The 18,449-nt window shown below is 37.5% G+C and carries 13 protein-coding genes and 6 tRNA genes; all 19 read right to left on the bottom strand.

Annotated features, from left to right (window positions below):
* Positions 1–23: 23 nt before the first annotated feature.
* The 19 genes from AC0L0O_RS28315 to AC0L0O_RS28405 all read right to left on the bottom strand — a co-directional run bounded on the left by AC0L0O_RS28315 (position 24) and on the right by AC0L0O_RS28405 (position 18,402).
* Positions 24–1,988 (bottom strand): S9 family peptidase, encoded by a 1,965-nt coding sequence (locus AC0L0O_RS28315; protein WP_075396296.1) that lies wholly within the window; start codon positions 1,986–1,988, stop codon positions 24–26.
* Between the two features lie 342 nt (positions 1,989–2,330).
* Positions 2,331–3,740, bottom strand: coding sequence for an NADP-dependent phosphogluconate dehydrogenase (gene gndA / locus AC0L0O_RS28320; RefSeq protein ID WP_000413557.1), 1,410 nt, complete (start codon positions 3,738–3,740; stop codon positions 2,331–2,333).
* 264 nt (positions 3,741–4,004) lie between these two features.
* Positions 4,005–5,351: a gluconate permease GntP gene (gene gntP / locus AC0L0O_RS28325; protein ID WP_001131724.1), complete on the bottom strand. Its 1,347-nt coding sequence runs from the start codon at positions 5,349–5,351 to the stop codon at positions 4,005–4,007.
* A 119-nt stretch (positions 5,352–5,470) separates the two neighbouring features.
* Positions 5,471–7,006, bottom strand: a complete 1,536-nt coding sequence (gene gntK, locus AC0L0O_RS28330; RefSeq protein ID WP_000100531.1) for a gluconokinase — start codon at positions 7,004–7,006, stop codon at positions 5,471–5,473.
* On the bottom strand, positions 6,999–7,730 hold the full coding sequence (gene gntR, locus AC0L0O_RS28335; protein WP_000167475.1) for a gluconate operon transcriptional repressor GntR: 732 nt from the start codon (positions 7,728–7,730) through the stop codon (positions 6,999–7,001). The genes gntK and gntR overlap by 8 nt, the downstream gene beginning before the upstream one ends.
* Positions 7,731–8,136: 406 nt before the next feature.
* Complete coding sequence (locus AC0L0O_RS28340; protein WP_000029406.1) at positions 8,137–8,946, bottom strand: alpha/beta fold hydrolase; 810 nt, start codon at positions 8,944–8,946, stop codon at positions 8,137–8,139.
* A gap of 363 nt (positions 8,947–9,309) precedes the next feature.
* Positions 9,310–11,112, bottom strand: a complete 1,803-nt coding sequence (glmS, locus tag AC0L0O_RS28345; protein WP_000334159.1) for a glutamine--fructose-6-phosphate transaminase (isomerizing) — start codon at positions 11,110–11,112, stop codon at positions 9,310–9,312.
* A 12-nt stretch (positions 11,113–11,124) separates the two neighbouring features.
* Complete coding sequence (locus tag AC0L0O_RS28350; RefSeq protein ID WP_001208183.1) at positions 11,125–11,310, bottom strand: hypothetical protein; 186 nt, start codon at positions 11,308–11,310, stop codon at positions 11,125–11,127.
* Positions 11,311–11,597: 287 nt separating this feature from the next.
* Positions 11,598–12,944: a phosphoglucosamine mutase gene (gene glmM / locus AC0L0O_RS28355; protein ID WP_000521474.1), complete on the bottom strand. Its 1,347-nt coding sequence runs from the start codon at positions 12,942–12,944 to the stop codon at positions 11,598–11,600.
* Positions 12,937–14,418: a CdaR family protein gene (locus tag AC0L0O_RS28360; RefSeq protein WP_473786215.1), complete on the bottom strand. Its 1,482-nt coding sequence runs from the start codon at positions 14,416–14,418 to the stop codon at positions 12,937–12,939. The genes glmM and AC0L0O_RS28360 overlap by 8 nt, the downstream gene beginning before the upstream one ends.
* The gene (gene cdaA, locus AC0L0O_RS28365) at positions 14,411–15,232 is read right to left on the bottom strand and encodes a diadenylate cyclase CdaA (RefSeq protein ID WP_001115700.1); all 822 of its coding nucleotides are present in this window, start codon (positions 15,230–15,232) and stop codon (positions 14,411–14,413) included. Before cdaA ends, AC0L0O_RS28360 begins: the two co-directional genes overlap by 8 nt.
* A 248-nt stretch (positions 15,233–15,480) precedes the next feature.
* On the bottom strand, positions 15,481–16,374 hold the full coding sequence (rocF, locus tag AC0L0O_RS28370) for an arginase (protein ID WP_000711572.1): 894 nt from the start codon (positions 16,372–16,374) through the stop codon (positions 15,481–15,483).
* A gap of 209 nt (positions 16,375–16,583) precedes the next feature.
* Positions 16,584–17,729: a glycerate kinase gene (locus tag AC0L0O_RS28375; RefSeq protein ID WP_000869552.1), complete on the bottom strand. Its 1,146-nt coding sequence runs from the start codon at positions 17,727–17,729 to the stop codon at positions 16,584–16,586.
* 115 nt (positions 17,730–17,844) lie between these two features.
* Positions 17,845–17,917 (bottom strand) — tRNA-Ala (locus AC0L0O_RS28380).
* A 10-nt stretch (positions 17,918–17,927) separates the two neighbouring features.
* Positions 17,928–17,999, bottom strand: a tRNA-Gly gene (locus tag AC0L0O_RS28385).
* Between the two features lie 5 nt (positions 18,000–18,004).
* Positions 18,005–18,080 (bottom strand) — tRNA-Lys (locus AC0L0O_RS28390).
* A 5-nt stretch (positions 18,081–18,085) separates the two neighbouring features.
* Positions 18,086–18,160, bottom strand: a tRNA-Gln gene (locus AC0L0O_RS28395).
* A gap of 65 nt (positions 18,161–18,225) precedes the next feature.
* Positions 18,226–18,309, bottom strand: a tRNA-Tyr gene (locus AC0L0O_RS28400).
* 17 nt (positions 18,310–18,326) lie between these two features.
* Positions 18,327–18,402, bottom strand: a tRNA-Val gene (locus AC0L0O_RS28405).
* Between the last annotated feature and the right edge of the window lie 47 nt (positions 18,403–18,449).

Consider the following 18,449-nt stretch of genomic DNA (forward strand, 5'->3'; position numbering starts at 1 on the left):
AATAATCCCTGTGCGGATATCCATTATATAGTACTAAAATCCTCCATACTTTCTCCAAGAATATAATGTGAAAACCACATCAAGTTCTGCTTCATAATAGCCACATGAACTCCTGGTTGGTCAGAACTATATGCCATTCCTTTAAATATAATGAGTTCTGTATCAACTTCCATATCCTTTAACCCTTGATGTAATTCATATGCATTTGTAATTGGTATTCTTGCATCCTTTTCGCCATGTTGGATTAAGGTAGGCGTACAGGCTGATTTAATATATGTCATTGGTGATGTTCTCTTATATATATCTGGATCATTCCATGGAGTATTTCCTAAATACATTCTAATAAAATAAGGGATATCTGTATTTACATAATGAGTACTCCAGTTAGTAATTCCTCCCCCAACTGAAATAGCTTTAAATCTACTACTAAATGTAGAACAGAAAGCTGATATATATCCTCCGTTACTCCATCCCATAACTCCTACTCTATCTTTATCTACCATCCCTTTTTCAACTAGTTCATCCACTCCAGATATAACATCATCGTAATCAGCAAGTCCTTGTTTTCTATAGTTTGCTTTTAAAAATTCATTACCATAACCAGAACTTCCTCTATAGTTTGGCTCTAAAACGATAAAGCCCTTTTCAACAAACTGTTCAATCGGATATTTCTCATTGAAGCAGTTTGAAAATATCGGAAAGGATGCCCAAGCCGGACCACCGTGAATTACTACTAATAAAGGATACTTTTTATTTGCGTCAAACTCTACTGGTGTTGATAAAACCCCCTCTATTTCCAGACCATCACTACTTCGCCATGAAATGATTTCCCTGTTACTTTTAAGCTTCCCCTCGAAAAGGCTATTTTCATTCGTTATCTTTTTATCATCCAAATAGATTTCAAAGGTTTCATTTGTTATAGCCTTATTATAGGTTATATGATTTCCATCTCTTGTTATAGAGGCATCCATTATAAAGCCATCTACTTTTTCCCTTAATGTTTCTACCGTGCCATCTTCAGCTAGCAAACCAATAAAGTAATTCGTCTTGTCCTGCCATCGAATTAAAATTCCTTTAGCTGTCCACTGTAATGGCATAACCGTACTATCAAAGTTTGTTAAGGGCTGAATTACCTCCCCAGTATTCATATCATATATCTCTAATGTACTTTCTTGTATATGGTTTCTATAATAATCCTTCTCTCTTATGCTTGCTGAGTAACATATTTTGTTGCCCTCTGGAGAAAAACAAGCGCTCCCGCCCAACAACTTATCTACATTCATCTGTTGTAGTTCCCTGGCTTCGACATCTAATATATATAGATCACCATTCATATGATCGTTTAGGCTTGGTGTAGCCATACATACAACCTTTTTCCCATTATCTGAAATATCAAATCCATGGATATAAAAATCCTTACCACCAGTTAATTGATAAACACCGTTAATCTCTCGTTCCTCTTTATCATTTTGTATCACTTTTTCTATTTCAATGTAGCATAAACAATTATTCTGATGTTCCTTACCTACATGTTGAAAATCTCCATATAGCTCCTTACGTTTCTTTATTTCTTCACATTCTTTTGACTGTGTAATATAATAAAAACCTTTACCGGTAGGATCCCATCTAAAATTACTGACTCCCTCTTTCTCATCAGTAATTTTAACCTCACTATAGTCGTCTAGTGATTTAACAAAGATCTGATTTTTCATATCCCCGTCACCACCTGAGCTAAGGTAAGCAATGCTCTTAGAATCTGGAGACCATAATGGATGTATACTATCTATATCTCCAGTTGTTAGTGGATAACTCTTCCCTTTATCTTTTTCATATATCCATACATGGTTTCTATATGTATTGTCTTCCCAGTTAGCTGTTCTCTTAACAAATGCTACATTTTTGCCATCATCGCTTATATTTGTACTTAATACGGTTGGTAATGAAATAATCTCTTCTATACTTAAATATGTTTTTTCACTCACTTTCATCAATATGCCCCCTTGTAATGTCCATAAATCTCTCGTCTCTTTTTTTCATAATAAAGGAAATTGTTCACGGACACTTAAAATAGTAACGGAAAATTCAGATAAATAAAAGTAGATCCGATAAAGTAAAATTTTAATCTATAGGGTTCTATCCACTTACCAATTTTAGATATTCTTTTTGGACATAAAAACACCCCCTTTAGATAAAATATCTAAAGGGGAAAAATAAACGCATCTTGATTCATACATTCGTTTAAAGTGAACTTCCATCAGTGGGAGTCTTATAGCCTACGAATTATGGAATGAAAAATGGACTAAGAATTTAATCTTAGTCCATTTATTATTTTATATCCATTTTGTATGGAATGTACCTTCTTTATCTACTCGTTTATACGTATGCGCTCCAAAATAATCGCGCTGCGCTTGCAATAAGTTTGCAGGTAGTTTGGCAGTACGATAGCTGTCATAATAAGAAATTGCTGCTGAAAATGCAGGTATCGGAATGCCCTGTTGTACCGCCATTGAGATAATTTGGCGTAATCCACCTTGATATGACTCTACAATTTCTTTAAAGTATGGATCAAGTAAAAGATTCGGTAGGTCAGTGTTAGTCTCATAAGCCTCTTTAATGTTCTGTAAAAAGGCAGCACGGATAATGCATCCACCTCTCCAAAGCATAGAAATGCTGCCAAAATCAAGGTTCCAATCATATTCCTCAGAAGCTGCCTTCAATTGCGTGAATCCTTGTGCATAAGAACAAATTTTGCTCATATATAAAGCTTGGCGCACCGCTTCAATTAATTCGGCTTTTTCAACTCCAATTGCCGTTTTATCTTTAGGGCCAGATAAAACTTTGCTTGCGTTCACACGCTCTTCTTTTAAAGCAGAAATGCAACGTGCAAATACAGATTCCGTGATAATAGGCAGAGAGATACCTAAATCAAGTGCGCTTTGACTTGTCCATTTCCCTGTACCCTTTTGTCCTGCAGTATCAAGAATAACATCCACTAATGGCTTACCAGTTTCTTCATCTTTCTTCTTGAAAATATCGGCTGTAATCTCAATTAGATAGCTGTTCAGTTCACCTTTATTCCATTCAGCAAATATTTCATGGAACTCTTCTGCAGTCAAATCTAGTGTTTGTTTCAAGAAGAAATATGCTTCACAAATTAATTGCATATCTCCATACTCAATACCATTGTGAACCATCTTTACATAGTGTCCTGCCCCATTAGGTCCGATATAAGAACAGCAAGGCTCGTTATTCACTTTTGCAGAGATGTTTTCAAGCATATCCTTTACTTTTTCGTATGCATCCTTCTGTCCGCCTGGCATAATGGATGGTCCCTTCAATGCACCCTCTTCGCCGCCTGACACACCTGCCCCGATGAAATTGATTCCTTCTTCGGCAAGACGTTTGTTTCGGCGAATTGTATCGACAAAGTATGTATTACCACCGTCAATTAAAATATCACCTTTATCGAGGTGAGGGACTAGAGAATCAATCGCTTTATCTGTAATTTCCCCCGCATTAACCATTAATAAAATCTTTCTAGGTGATTCGAGTGAGTTAACAAACTCTTCAACTATATGAGTACCAACTAAGTTTTTACCACGGTTTTCCTCAATGGTTTCATCAACTTTTTCCTTTGAAATATCATATAGGGCAACAGAATACCCTTTACTCTCAAAGTTAAGTGCGAGGCTTTTTCCCATAACACCCACACCAACAACTCCAATTTGTAACTTTTCCATATTCTATCGTTCCTTTCCATGTATGTTACTCTGTATTATAGTATATATACCTAAAATAACATTTTAATCAAATAATCCAACTTTTTCATTTCAATAGGCTCTGCCAGTATTCGTGCAAAAGGTTAAAGGGACACGGCACATCACTATCAAGTTAAAAAATAAAGAGAAATTTTCATCCTTATTAATCAATCATGAAAAATAACTGGTTAATTATGAAAAATCACATTAAACAGCTTCCGTATCCCTTTTACTGTTTAGAAAGATCTATACAAATAAACTTAATAATAAAGTAAACCCTAATCCGGCTACAGAAACGATAGTCTCAAGTAAAGTCCATGTTGCAAATGTTTCTTTCATGCTTAAACCAAAGTACTCTTTGAACATCCAGAAACCAGCATCGTTCACGTGTGAAGCAATTAAACTACCAGCCCCTGTTGCAAGGACAACTAAAGCAAGGTTAACATCAGATTGACCTAACATCGGAATCACTAAACCGACAGTTGTTAATGCAGCAACCGTAGCAGACCCCAATGAAATACGTAAGATGGCAGCGATAATCCATGCGAGCAAGATCGGTGATAATGAAGTTCCTTTGAATAATTCGGCTACATAGTTACCAACGCCGCCATCAATTAATACTTGTTTGAAAGCGCCGCCTCCACCAATAATTAAGAGCATCATCCCAATATTCGAGATCGCTGTTGTACAAGATTCCATCACGCTTTTGATTGGAATATTTCTTGCCAATCCCATTGTATAGATCGCAACTAGTAAGGATATCAACATGGCAGTATCCGCATTCCCAATAAACTCGATCGTTGCTAGTAAACTATTATCTTTGAATCCCATTGTTTTTTGCAACAAAGTAATAATTGTAGCGACTGCCATTAAAAGAACAGGCAGTAAAGCGGTAAAAACACTGATTCCAAAACCAGGAGTTTCTTCAAGTTTAAATACTTTCTGCTCACCTAATGATTGGATATTACCGGTTTTTGTGAACGCCTCAGGTACTAGTTTTTTTGCAAGTTTAGTAAATACAGGTCCAGCTAACACAACCGTTGGAACCGCTATCATAAAACCGTAAAGTAATACTTCACCGATGTTTGCATGCAATTCACCAGCGATAGCAGTTGGTCCTGGGTGTGGTGGTAAAAATCCGTGTGTTACAGATAAAGCAGCTGCCATCGAGATACCGAGATATAAGATAGAAACTTTTAATTCTCTTGAAATTGCAAATACAATCGGAATTAATAATACTAATCCTACTTCAAAAAATAATGCAATCCCTATAATAAATGAGGCAGTCACAACAGCCCATTGAATGTTCTTTTCACCAAATTTTTTCACAAGGGTCATGGCAATGCGTTGTGCACCCCCAGAATCTGAAAGCAACTTACCTAACATCGCACCAAGTCCAAAAACGAGTGCTAAGTGCCCAAGTGTTCCGCCTAATCCCGCTTCAATGGTTTTAAAAATCTTTTCTGGTGGCATTCCAAGTGCTAAAGCAACCCCGACGGATACAATGATTAATGAAATAAAGGTATTTAATTTAAAGCGCATAATCAGTAAAAGTAATGCTAAAATCCCAATTGCTACAATGACTAATGGCATCGTAGTTCCCCCCTAATCTTAGCTGTATTTGTATTTATCCCGCTATTCGTGGGCAGTAAGGCCCCCATCACCTCGAGATTTAGATAGAAGCGAGGCGTGGGAGGTTACTGATGAAAGTTTTACTTTATTAAATTTCTTTGATAATTTGCAATGCGTGTATAATCATCTTCTAACGCCCTTGATAGGTTAATAAATATAGGCAGTAATTGTCTGTATTCTTTTGTTGCTTCTTCTTTCGGTGTATGTTTGTAGGTACTACCAACCATTTCGGAAACGATTTCAAAAGAATCAATTTTTCCTGTGGCATAGAGACCTAATATACATGCACCTAGACAAGAGCTTTCGTAGCTCTTTGGAACAACGACTTCAGATGCGAAAATATCGGACATCATCTGTCGCCAAACGTCAGACCTTGCGAAGCCGCCTGTTGCTTGAATACGAGTTACAGGACCATCCATACATTCTGTTAATGCTAAAAATACAGTGTATAAATTATATATAACACCCTCTAAAGCTGCACGAATCATATGTTCCTTCTTATGTGACATCGTTAAACCAAAGAAGGAGCCACGTACATCTGGATTCCATAATGGTGCACGTTCCCCTGCGAGGTATGGATGGAATAATAATCCGTCTGCACCAGGTCTCACGCGTTCTGCTATTTTAGTTAATACATCGTATGGATCAATTCCTAGTCTTTTCGCAGTTTCTACTTCTGATGAAGCAAGTTCATCACGAATCCAGCGAAGGACCATCCCTCCATTGTTTACCGGTCCACCAATTACCCAATGCTTTTCGGTTAAGGCATAACAAAATATTCTTCCTTTTTTATCTGTTTGTGGTTTATCAATAATGGTCCGAATAGCACCACTTGTTCCAATTGTGACAGCAATCTCCCCTTTCCGAATTGCATTCACACCTAGATTAGAAAGCACCCCATCACTGGCACCAATGACAAACGGTGTTTGGGAATCGATACCAATCTTTTGGGCTAAATCTGGATTGCAGTTGCTGAATATTTTGGTGGTTGGTACGAGTTTAGATAATTGAGCTGATGTTATACCAGCAATTTTTAAAGCTTCCTCATCCCAATCTAGCGTTTTTAAGTTCATCATACCCATGCACGAGGCGATGGAATGATCAACAACATATTGATCAAAGAATTTTTTGAAGATATATTCTTTGATTCCAATATATTTTTTCGTTCTAATAGCAATTTCCGGATGGGCATTCACAATCCATGTAATTTTACTTAATGGTGACATTGGGTGAATAGGTGTTCCTGTTCGTCTATAAACTGCATGGCCATTCAGTTCATCTTTGATTTTATGCGCCCATGCCTCACTGCGATTATCTGCCCAAGTGATACAAGGTGTCAGCGGCTGATCATTTTCATCCATAGCAATGACACTATGCATAGCACTGCTAAATGAAATAAACGATGGTTTTTTATCTGAATGCTGTTTCGTTATATTTGATATCGCTTGTAAAACAGCTTGGAAAATCTCTTCTGGATCTTGTTCCGCTGTGGATATATCCGGTGTGCGAAGTGGATAACCAATATTCTCGGTTTGAATGACTTCGCCTTTTTCAGTAAATAAAACTGCTTTCGTACTTGTTGTACCGATATCTATACCTAACATATAGCTACTCATGTCCTTGCTCAACTCCTTTAGATAACATTTGTTGTGACATCCAGAGGTCTTCGACTTTCCCTTGAACATCATCAAAGTTTTGATGTAAGGCCTCAATCATGAGGGCTCGATCTTTTGATTCGATTGCTTTTATATAAAGCTCATGATTTTTAATAATCCGTTCAAAGTCTTCGTACTTTTCCTTGAAACGAGTACGCATTGATAAAAGGATTAAGCTTTCCATAACAGGCTTTAAATTATTCCAAATCATCAGGATGTAGGAATGCTCAATGGTTCGAATAATCGTTTCATGGAATAAGAGATCTTGATAAGAAAATTCATCAGAATCATGATATTTAATGGCGATTTTCATCATTTCCATTATTTTATTTAGTTCTCTTACTAAATCATTTGTGTCCATCTTTCCAAGTCGCTCAAAGATAAACGTTTCTATAAGTAAACGAACATCATATATTTCTTCAATTTCTTTCTCGGTTAAACCAATGACAACTGCGCCCATTCTTTCTAAGCGAATAATATTTTCAGAAGCTAGTAATTTTAATGCTTCACGAACGGGTGACCGACTTACAGAAAAATCGGCAGCTATTTTATTTTCTGACAGTATGGTACCGCTTTCAATCACACCTGCAATAATGCGCATTCTCAATTCGCTCGCAACACGATCACCTGTAGAAGCTTTTGAAAGCCATTTTTCAGGATAAAGAAATTCCATTGATTTCGTCATAAACCCACCTCGTGTTAATCAAGTATACTTGTATACAAGTATTATAACTCGGATTTTCAATTATGCAAGCGCTTTTATCGTTTACTTTGGTTCTATTAGAGGAAAGCCCATAATTATTAAGCTAACAAACAAGTCACCCCAAAACTATTATTGTTGATAAAGAAGATTTAGGGAATGGAAAACTAAACAAGTGGTATGAAAGACAAATAATTATAGCATCTATGTAAAAAGAAGCAGCTACCTTTAAATGGAGAGGTAGCTGCTTTTTTAGTTGTTCATATTCTGCTGATGCTTTGAAATCAATTTAGACATAGAAGCAAAACCCTAAATTACGTATTGTCTTGTAACTCCATGAATATCTATTCGCGCTATTGTGTTTATATACTGCTCATTGATAGTTTCCCGATTAATTCTCAATAACATCATGTAACCTCTCAGCAAACTCTTTATGATGCACTGTGTTATAACCCACATGATGTCCTGGAAACTCTGCGAATTCTGTTCCGAGGTGCTCTGCTAAGTTGAATGCGCAATGATAAGGAAAAGTTTCTCTTGAAATACTTCCACCAGCTGGACGTACCTGTATCGATGCAGGTTTTAATAGGGACTTTAATGCATCGATATTTAAAGTATAGCTGAGAATTCCCGGGATTTCATACTCAGTGAAATACATCGAATTGCCAAGTAGTCGCTCTGTTAGCATATCCTTCGATGGTTCGGAATTACTATCATCAATATTTGACAATAACTTCATGACCTCATTTTGATGATTCCCTTTAAGGTCTTCCAGGAAATTTATAGCCTGCTTCAACTCATTTTCAGATAAAAGTTGTAATAAAACCGGTTCGTGTGGAATTAGTAACTGTACCTGCTCAGGATGACGTATGCACAAATCAAGTCCGATAACAGCACCAGAACTACTTCCGAATACATAAGCCGGTTCTTTGGTCAGATTAGCTAGCAACCGATGAGCATCTTCGCTATGCGTGTGCACATGGTAATCCTCATTTTTATTGACGAGATTGCTACGGGAATGACCACGACGATCGTAAGTAACAACGGTATACCATTTAGCAAGATGGTCGGCGATATTATGGAACTTGTCGGCATCACCACCCCCACCATGAATCAAAAGAAGAATTGGACCCGAGCCACGCACCTCATAATAGATGCTTGCTCCAATTACTTGCAATGTTCCGTTTTTTACTATACTCATTTGTACATTCTTCCTTTCTTTTGTCATCTCCCTTAACATTACATGATTGGTGAACGATATAAAATGCAGGAAATAACTAAGAAACAAATTCACCATAAGAAAAAGCAATGTGTGGCTTTAAAATAAAGTTTGATTAAAAATATTGTGTTAAACCGTATTCTATGATGAATAAAAAGAAACCATTTTGAAAAAGTCTAATCAAAATGGTTTCTTATCCAACAGGTGTATGCTTATGTTTTATAAAAAAGTTTGATCATAGCTTATTTACAATTCTTTGATTAAAGAGATAAAGCATCGCACCTTTTTTATAAACGTCTTAACTTTATTTCAAAACTACACTATATTTACTAACCTACTAATCTCCTACTCAACCGTAACAGACTTAGCTAAGTTACGTGGCTTATCAACGTCACACTCGCGGTGAAGTGCTGCGTAGTATGAGATAAGTTGTAATGGAATAACGGCTACTAGCGGTGCTAGTGCTTCGTGTACAGCTGGTAGTACGAAGCTGTCACCTTCCATTTCTAAGCCTTTCATTGAGATGATACATGGGTTAGCTCCGCGTGCTACTACTTCTTTCACGTTACCACGAATTCCTAGGTTTACGTGCTCTTGTGTAGCAAGTGCGATAACTGGTGTACCATTTTCAATTAAAGCGATTGTTCCGTGTTTTAATTCTCCTCCAGCAAATCCTTCTGCTTGGATGTAAGAAATTTCTTTTAGCTTTAACGCGCCTTCTAATCCTACGTAGAAGTCAACGCTACGTCCGATGAAGAAACAGTTACGAGTTGTTGCTAAAAATTGTTTTGCTAATGCGTCCATTTCTTCTTTTTGATCACAAAGTTCTATCATTGCATTTGCTACAAGTCCTAGTTCATGTGTTAAATCAAAACCAAGAACTTCACCTTTTGCTTTAGCAATATCCGCAGCTAAAATTGAAAGTACTGCAAGCTGTGCTGTGTAAGCTTTTGTTGATGCAACTGCGATTTCTGGTCCCGCGTATAACGGAAGTGTATAATCCGCTTCACGAGAAAGTGTAGAACCAGGTACGTTTGTAATCGTTAATGCTTTATGACCCATTTCATTTGTTTGTACAAGTACTGCACGGCTATCAGCTGTTTCACCACTTTGTGAAATGTAAATGAAGAATGGTCTTTCTGTTAATAATGGCATGTTATAAGAGAATTCACTTGCTACATGCACTTCAACTGGCATTTTTGCAAACTTCTCGATAAATTGTTTTCCAACAAGACCTGCATGATAACTTGTTCCACATGCAATGATGTAAATACGATCGCTATCTAAAATAGCATTGCGGATGTCTTGATCTAATTCAATCTCGCCATTTTCATCTTGATACTTTTGGATTATATTACGGATTACAAGTGGTTGCTCATCGATTTCTTTCAGCATGAAATGAGGGTATGTTCCTTTTTCAATATCACTTGCGTCTAATTCCGCTGTAAACGGTGCACGTTCAATCGTTTCACCTTGTAAGTTTTTAATTGTAATACTTTCTTTCATTACAATTACGATTTCTTTATCCATTAATTCAATAAATTGATCTGTAACTTGTAACATCGCCATAGCGTCGCTCGCCACAACATTAAAGTTGTCACCAACACCTACTAATAGCGGGCTTTTGTTTTTAGCAACATAAATCATGTTTGGATTTTCAGCATCAAGTAATCCGATTGCATAAGAGCCATGTAAAAGAGATAGCGTATTACGGAACGCTTCTTCTACACTTAGTCCTGTGCTCACTTGTTGTTCCATAAGCTGTACGATAACCTCTGTATCCGTTTCACTTACGAACGTTACATCTTGTAAATATTCCTTTTTCACTAATTCATAGTTTTCAATAACACCGTTATGAACTAGTGTAAAGCGTTTTGATGTACTTTGATGCGGATGCGCGTTTACTTTACTTGGAACACCGTGTGTAGCCCAGCGTGTGTGTCCGATACCTACGCTTGCTGCTACGTTCTCATCTACGATTTCGCGAAGTTTTGCGATACGGCCTTTTTCTTTGTATACAACAACACCGTTCTCTGCTTGTACTGCAATACCTGCTGAATCATATCCACGATATTCTAGCTTTTCTAAACCTTTTAATAAAATTTCCTTTGCATCTTGCTCTCCAATAAATCCTACGATTCCACACATGTTTAGTCGCCGTTACAAATGCTTACACTGCTCTGCGAACATGTAACGACATAGTCCGATACCATTTTTATTTATACTAAAAAACGGATTACATATTGCTAGCCCTGTAAGCTTGTAACGGCTTTCACCTTCCTCTCGATTGGGTTTAAGTCCGTATATACTTATACAGCTAGTTTGTATCCGTTCCTTTTCTCTCATCACACTTTCACCTTTGTCCACTAAGTCACCTTAATGATTTAAGTAAAAGCTTGCGGTTGTGATGAACAACCGGGAGTCATCCGCCGAAATCTCGATAAACCCCACCTCGTCAACTACACTACTTGTAGTTCTGGCGCTTCTATAATTTACAATATTTCCTTTGAGAAAAAGAACAAGACCATCTTATAACAAACATGGATAAACCGTCAATGAAATTTTTTTCATCATCTATAAAACATATGAAAAAGGAGCACTTTTTGTGCTCCTTTTTCAATAAATTTATCAAATTATTCAGCGCCAACTTCCGCTTTCACAACTTCTACAATGCGATGCACATATGCATCACAAACTTCTTGTGTTGGTGCTTCTGCCATTACACGAATAAGTGGTTCTGTTCCAGATGGACGAACAAGAATGCGGCCATCACCGTTCATTTCTTCCTCTACAACACGAATAATTTCTTTAATTTTTTCGTTTTCTAATGCTAGTTTTTTATCTGTTACACGAACGTTTACTAGTAATTGTGGGAATTTTGTCATTTCTCCTGCAAGCTCAGATAATGGTTTTTTCGTCATTTTCATGATGTTTACAAGTTGAAGTGCACTTAACATTCCATCACCAGTTGTAATGTAATCAAGTAAGATAATGTGACCTGATTGTTCTCCGCCTAGGTTATATCCCCCGCGTTTCATCTCTTCCATTACGTAGCGGTCACCAACTGCTGTTTTATCACTTGTAATACCGTTAGCTTCAAGTGCTTTGTAGAAACCTAAGTTACTCATAACTGTTGAAACAACTGTATTGTGCTTTAGTTGACCAGTTTCTTTCATGTACTTTGCACAAATAAACATAATTTGATCGCCATCAACGATGTTTCCTTTTTCATCTACAGCGATTAAACGGTCACCATCACCATCGAAAGCAAGACCAATATCAGCACCTTTTTCTTTTACTAATTCAGCTAATACTTCTGGATGTGTAGAACCTACTCCATCGTTAATGTTCATACCGTTTGGTGAAGTTCCCATTGTTGAGATATCAGCTTCTAAATCAGCAAATAAGTACGGAGCTAAAGAAGACGTAGCACCATGCGCACAATCTAAAGCGATATGTAAACCAGAGAAATCTTCCTCTACAGTTTGTTTAATGTATTGTAAATATTTTTGTCCACCTTCAAAATAATCACTCACTTGTCCAAGGTTAGTACCCGTTGGACGTGGTAATTCATCAACTTCTTTGTCTAATAAAGCTTCAATTTCTGCTTCTTGCTCATCTGTTAATTTGAAACCGTCTGAACCGAAGAATTTAATTCCGTTATCTTGTACTGGATTATGAGATGCAGAAATCATAACACCTGCTTGTGCATCTAACGCTTTTGTTAAATAAGCAACACCTGGTGTAGAAATAACACCCAGACGCATTACTTCTGCTCCAGTTGATAATAGACCTGCTACTAAAGCTCCTTCTAGCATATGTCCTGATATACGTGTATCACGGCCAATAATTACTTTTGGGCGATCTGTATCCTTTGTTAATACATAACCACCGAAACGTCCAATTTTGAACGCTAATTCAGGTGTTAACTCCTTATTCGCAACCCCGCGTACTCCATCTGTACCAAAATATTTACCCATTATGATTCGCTCCTTTTTCTGGCTCTTTTTGATTATCTACTGTTGGCTCTTGGCTAGTTTCTTTATCTTTATTTTGTTCCGGTTCCTTCTCCTTTTCCGGATCAGGATCAGGATTAGGTTCTGGTTCAGGATTTTTTGGTTTTTCAGTTTGATTATCTTGATTATTATTTGAATTTGGTTGTTCACCATTACCCTGTACTTCTTTATCGGGATTTTCTTTCTTCACAATTGTGACTTTAGCACTTTTTTGTTTTGGCTCTATTGAAATATTACTAGGGCCACTCACTTGAATGGCAACATCCTTCGTCCCAGGAGACACATTTTGTAGATTAATCACTGCTGTTATTTGATTAGCTGTTATTTTATCTACTATACTTGTTTCTCCTGAAATATCAACGCTTATCTTCCCATCTTGCGGCGAAAGTAACTGGGCCGTAACGTCTTTCGAAAGTCCATTTTTTTGAATTGATATACCATCAATCGTTCTTGTTTTCGTTTGTTTTGTTTTCTGTACGCCTACTGAAACCTTAACTTGATTTGGTTTCGCACTTGTTACACCCTTTGGTAATAAAACAGAGGTATCGAATGTTGTAGACTCTGTCAATTGACTAAGATCTACTTCGATCCCCTCTATCGATTGTATATTATCTAATATATCTTTTGGACCTGCTATCGTTACTTCTCTCGGCTCAACGCTAATATTTGTAACAGCCAATCCTTCCGGTAAACTCCCCTTTTTCGTATATGCTATAGGAACAGTTTTTTCAGTATTATTGGCCGTAGCTTGCGTCGCCACATTCAACGTTACACTAATCTTAGATGGACTTGTTCTTACATTTAAACGTTTTCCTTCTTTATTGTATAATGTAACTTCGGGCGTTTTTGTAACAGTTTTATTAACACCTTTTAAATCAACATACGCTTTGGCAGATGAAATACTTTCAATTTCTTCTTTCGTCCCAACTACCTCAACAGTATCCGGTTTAAGGCTTGATTTTTCGAGAATAGCCCCCGCTGGCATCTGATCCTCATTTGATAATTTCAGATCTACATGAACATATTTTCTCGCCTTTTCATGAAGAGTAACTTTAATTGTTGATGGCTGAACTGTTCCTTTCACATCATCTGGAAGTCCGTTCGTTTTCAAAGAAACTTCATAAGTTCCTTTTTCGCTATCTCTCAAATCAACTGGTATATCAAATTGTTTTTTCGCCTTTGCTGTAGCAACTGCTGCTTTTGGACCCTCTAACTTCACCTTAACGCCCTCTGCCGGAATACCACTTACAATATATTTCTCTTCATCATACTTAACGTTAATAGCATAATTAGTTAGTGTTTCTTTCGCATCATTTGCAAAAGGTAATATCCCCGATGTCGTATTTTTTTCAGTTAAAGTCGCTGACATAAAAAGCATACACGCCAATAGTAATGAGATTCCTTTTAAAAACCAATGATTCTCCATTAACTTATCCATGACGCTTTCTCCTCCAATTCCATAAAGACGAAGAAGTCGTTTTTTCGTTCGCACTAAATTCAGCTAACAACATATCTTTCAGTTGTTCTGTCTTCAAATCACGATGCAACTTACCATTTTTCGTTAGAGAAATTTGGCCTGTTTCTTCCGACACAACTACTGTAATACTATCAGTAACTTCACTAACCCCCATTGCAGCGCGATGCCTAGTTCCTAACTCTTTAGAGATAAATGGACTTTCCGACAACGGAAGGTAACAAGCTGCTGCTTTAATCGTACTTCCTTGCATAATTACTGCTCCATCATGAAGAGGTGTATTTGGAATGAAAATATTAATGAGTAATTCCGATGATACGTTTGCATTTAGCGGAATACCCGTTTCTACATAATCCCCCATACCTGTCTCTTTTGACAAAGTAATTAACGCACCAATTCTACGTTTACCCATATATTCCGTTGCTTTCGCTATCGCTGTTGCAACCATTTCAGGCTCATCATCCTCATGAGTTCCAGTACGCGAAAATAAACTCCCGCGTCCTAACTGCTCAAGTGCTCTTCGCAATTCTGGCTGGAAAATAATAATAACGGCTAAAAATCCCCACGTTAATACTTGTTCAGTTAGCCAATATAGCGTTCGCAATTCAAGGAAAATACTGATCATCCGAACGACAATAATAACTGTAATCCCTTTTAAAAGTTGAACAGCTTTCGTCCCTCGGATTATGAGAATTAGCTTATATATAATAAACCATACAACGGCAATATCTAATGCCGTACTAAGATATTTCAAAATGGTCGTATCTTCAAAAGGCATGCTAACCCTTCCTCCTACTTACGAGCAATTCTATCCATATATTGAAATATTGTTTTATGCTCTATCTGTATGTATTTCCAACAACTAGTTAATTATACCATACATGAAACAAACGACAATTACAAACAACCCCCTTTAGTCTAAATTGGTAAGATGTCAAACATTCTTATCGTACAGTATAATATAAATCATTATTATACGCCTATTTTCAAATAAAAAAAGCAACTTCTCAGTTGCTTTTCTTACATTTATTTTAGTTTTTCACCGAATAAAGAACCCATTAAAGCAACCGCTGTTGTTGCCGTTCTATTTCGCTCATCTAAAATCGTATTTACCTCAACAAACTCCGCAGATGTAACAATATCAGCTTCCGCTAACATCTCCATTGCTAAATGGCTCTCACGATAAGATAGGCCACCAATTACAGGTGTTCCAACTCCTGGTGCATCATGAGGATCAAGACCATCTAAATCTAATGATAAATGCACACCGTCAGTATGAGATAAATATTCAATTGTTTCTTCCATAACAGCTGTCATACCCATACGATCAATCTCGTGCATTGTGAATACTTTAATACCTTCATTGCGAATAAAGTCTTTTTCTCCTTCATCTAATGCACGTGCACCGATAATGACAACATTCTCTTTTTTCACCTTTGGATATGCCCCGTATAAATCTACAAGCGTGGGATGTCCATACCCTAAACTTGCTGCAAGTGACATACCGTGAATATTCCCAGATGGTGAAGTTTCTTCTGTATTTAAATCACCATGTGCATCGTACCAAATAACACCTAGGTTTTTATAATGTTTCGCCACACCAGCTAATGTACCAATAGCGATACTATGATCGCCACCTAATACAAGTGGAAAACGCCCTTCTTCTATAATATGATCTACCTTACTTGCTAATTCGTTACATACAGTTGCAACTTGTGTAAGGTTTCTTAAGCTTGTATTTACATCTACTTCTTTTTCTCTCTCTATACATATATCTCCCATATCTTTAACGTCATATCCAATTTCTTCAATTCTTTCAATTACACCTGCATAACGGATTGCGCTCGGTCCCATATCAACTCCACGACGCATCTGCCCTAAATCCATTGGAACTCCAATAACCGAAATTTCTTTTTTCATAGATAGTATCCCCCTTCTGTGCCTTCACTAAATATTTTAAATCTTTTATATAGTCTGACTCAACTCGACATTTTTCTGTATGGATATACAAATTATTCACTTATATCCGCTTAAAAATCCAAATGTTAAGACTATTCTATGTATAAAGTTAACTTAATGAAGCAACTACCATCATTATTATTAAATAATAATAAAAAACACTCCCCCATTTAGAAGTGTTTTTCTGATGCTATTTTCCACACTGCTGCAATATTCTTCGCTGTCATTTCGATATTCTCTTCTGCTACTTTATATGCCTCCTCTAATGTCATCGGACTTGGTGTAATACTAAATACTGCGTCAATTCCTTTTTCATGAACAGCGGTGTAATTCGGAGATACAGATCCTCCAATAGCAATGACAGGAATGTGAAAATGCTTTGCACGCTCCGCAACACCTACTGGGGCCTTTCCATATGCTGTTTGTTCATCTATTCTTCCTTCGCCAGTTATAATTAAATCTGCACCTTCTATATGCTTATCAAAATTTGTATAATCTAATACAATTTCAATTCCTCTACGCAAGTTTCCCTTTAGCACTGCAATAACAGCTGCTCCCATACCTCCCGCAGCTCCTGCACCAGGTATTTTAGATACGTCGCAATATAGGTATTGTTTAAGAATATGCGCATAATGCTTTAAATTCTCATCCAGCTCTTTCATCATCTCTTCATCCGCACCCTTTTGTCGCCCAAACACGAAAGATGCTCCCCTTATTCCAACTAACGGATTATCTACATCACATGCTGCTTCTATCTTTATATGCTTTAAGCGTGAATCCATTTGTGAAAAATCAATAGAGACAATCGAATGTAGCGTTCCACCAGATGGATCTATTACTTCTCCTTTTCCATTTATAAACCTGACTCCTAAAGCTGACAACATCCCCGCTCCTCCATCATTTGTAGCACTTCCTCCAAGTCCTAAAATGATATGCTCAGCGCCTTCGTCTAGCGCATGTAGTATAAGTTCTCCTGTTCCTTTCGTCGTTGTAACAAGTGGATTTCGTTTTTTAACCGGAACATGTTGTAATCCTGATGCTGCTGCCATTTCAATAAACGCTGTCTTTTTATCTTTAGACATACCGTAAAAGGCTTGTACACGTTCTCTAAGCGGCCCTGTTACATGAAGTGATATAATTCTCCCCCTTGCGGCATCAACAAGTGAATCAACCGTTCCTTCTCCTCCATCTCCAATTGGTATTTTTACATACTCTGCTTTAGGGAAAATTGCTTCAAAACCTCTTTCAATAGCCTCACATACTTCTATAGCTTTTAAGCTTTCTTTATATGAATCAGATGCAATAACAACTTTCATAACTATCTCCATCCTTTATTTTCACGTTTTCTCCATTTTAAATGACAAGTATGAAAGTTGTCTTTTTAAACACAAAAAAAGCTTACATCATATGATGTAAGCTTTCTCTATTAGATGGAGCCTAGCGGGATCGAACCGCTGACCTCCTGCGTGCAAGGCAGGCGCTCTCCCAGCTGAGCTAAGGCCCCTTAGTAATTAAGCGGAAGACGGGATTCGAACCCGCGACCCCAACCTTGGCAAGGTTGTATTCTACCACTGAACTACTTCCGCGAAAATGGTGAGCCATGAAGGACTCGAACCTTCGACCCTCTGATTAAAAGTCAGATGCTCTACCAACTGAGCTAATGGCTCGTAAATGGCTGGGCTAGCTGGATTCGAACCAGCGCATGACGGAGTCAAAGTCCGTTGCCTTACCGCTTGGCTATAGCCCATTAATATTTACTAGTATGGTTATCTTTTCAAAAAAATAAACCCTCTCAGGTTATTTTAAAGAAAATGGTGGAGGGGGGCAGATTCGAACTGCCGAACCCGAAGGAGCGGATTTACAGTCCGCCGCGTTTAGCCACTTCGCTACCCCTCCGACATTTTAAATATATATGGTGGAGGATGACGGGATCGAACCGCCGACCCCCTGCTTGTAAGGCAGGTGCTCTCCCAGCTGAGCTAATCCTCCAAAAGTGGTGACCCGTACGGGATTCGAACCCGTGTTACCGCCGTGAA

This window comes from Bacillus sp. GS3m_15504 (genome assembly GCF_055825275.1).

What these genes read in the sequence shown, in the direction of transcription:
- AC0L0O_RS28315 (WP_075396296.1), bottom strand. Translation starts at nt 1,988, where the DNA reads ATGAAAGTGAGTGAAAAAACATATTTAAGTATAGAAGAGATTATTTCA.
- gndA (WP_000413557.1), bottom strand. Translation starts at nt 3,740, where the DNA reads ATGGAAAAGTTACAAATTGGAGTTGTTGGTGTGGGTGTTATGGGAAAA.
- gntP (WP_001131724.1), bottom strand. Translation starts at nt 5,351, where the DNA reads ATGCCATTAGTCATTGTAGCAATTGGGATTTTAGCATTACTTTTACTG.
- gntK (WP_000100531.1), bottom strand. Translation starts at nt 7,006, where the DNA reads ATGAGTAGCTATATGTTAGGTATAGATATCGGTACAACAAGTACGAAA.
- gntR (WP_000167475.1), bottom strand. Translation starts at nt 7,730, where the DNA reads ATGACGAAATCAATGGAATTTCTTTATCCTGAAAAATGGCTTTCAAAA.
- AC0L0O_RS28340 (WP_000029406.1), bottom strand. Translation starts at nt 8,946, where the DNA reads ATGAGTATAGTAAAAAACGGAACATTGCAAGTAATTGGAGCAAGCATC.
- glmS (WP_000334159.1), bottom strand. Translation starts at nt 11,112, where the DNA reads ATGTGTGGAATCGTAGGATTTATTGGAGAGCAAGATGCAAAGGAAATT.
- AC0L0O_RS28350 (WP_001208183.1), bottom strand. Translation starts at nt 11,310, where the DNA reads ATGAGAGAAAAGGAACGGATACAAACTAGCTGTATAAGTATATACGGA.
- glmM (WP_000521474.1), bottom strand. Translation starts at nt 12,944, where the DNA reads ATGGGTAAATATTTTGGTACAGATGGAGTACGCGGGGTTGCGAATAAG.
- AC0L0O_RS28360 (WP_473786215.1), bottom strand. Translation starts at nt 14,418, where the DNA reads ATGGATAAGTTAATGGAGAATCATTGGTTTTTAAAAGGAATCTCATTA.
- cdaA (WP_001115700.1), bottom strand. Translation starts at nt 15,232, where the DNA reads ATGCCTTTTGAAGATACGACCATTTTGAAATATCTTAGTACGGCATTA.
- rocF (WP_000711572.1), bottom strand. Translation starts at nt 16,374, where the DNA reads ATGAAAAAAGAAATTTCGGTTATTGGAGTTCCAATGGATTTAGGGCAG.
- AC0L0O_RS28375 (WP_000869552.1), bottom strand. Translation starts at nt 17,729, where the DNA reads ATGAAAGTTGTTATTGCATCTGATTCATATAAAGAAAGCTTAAAAGCT.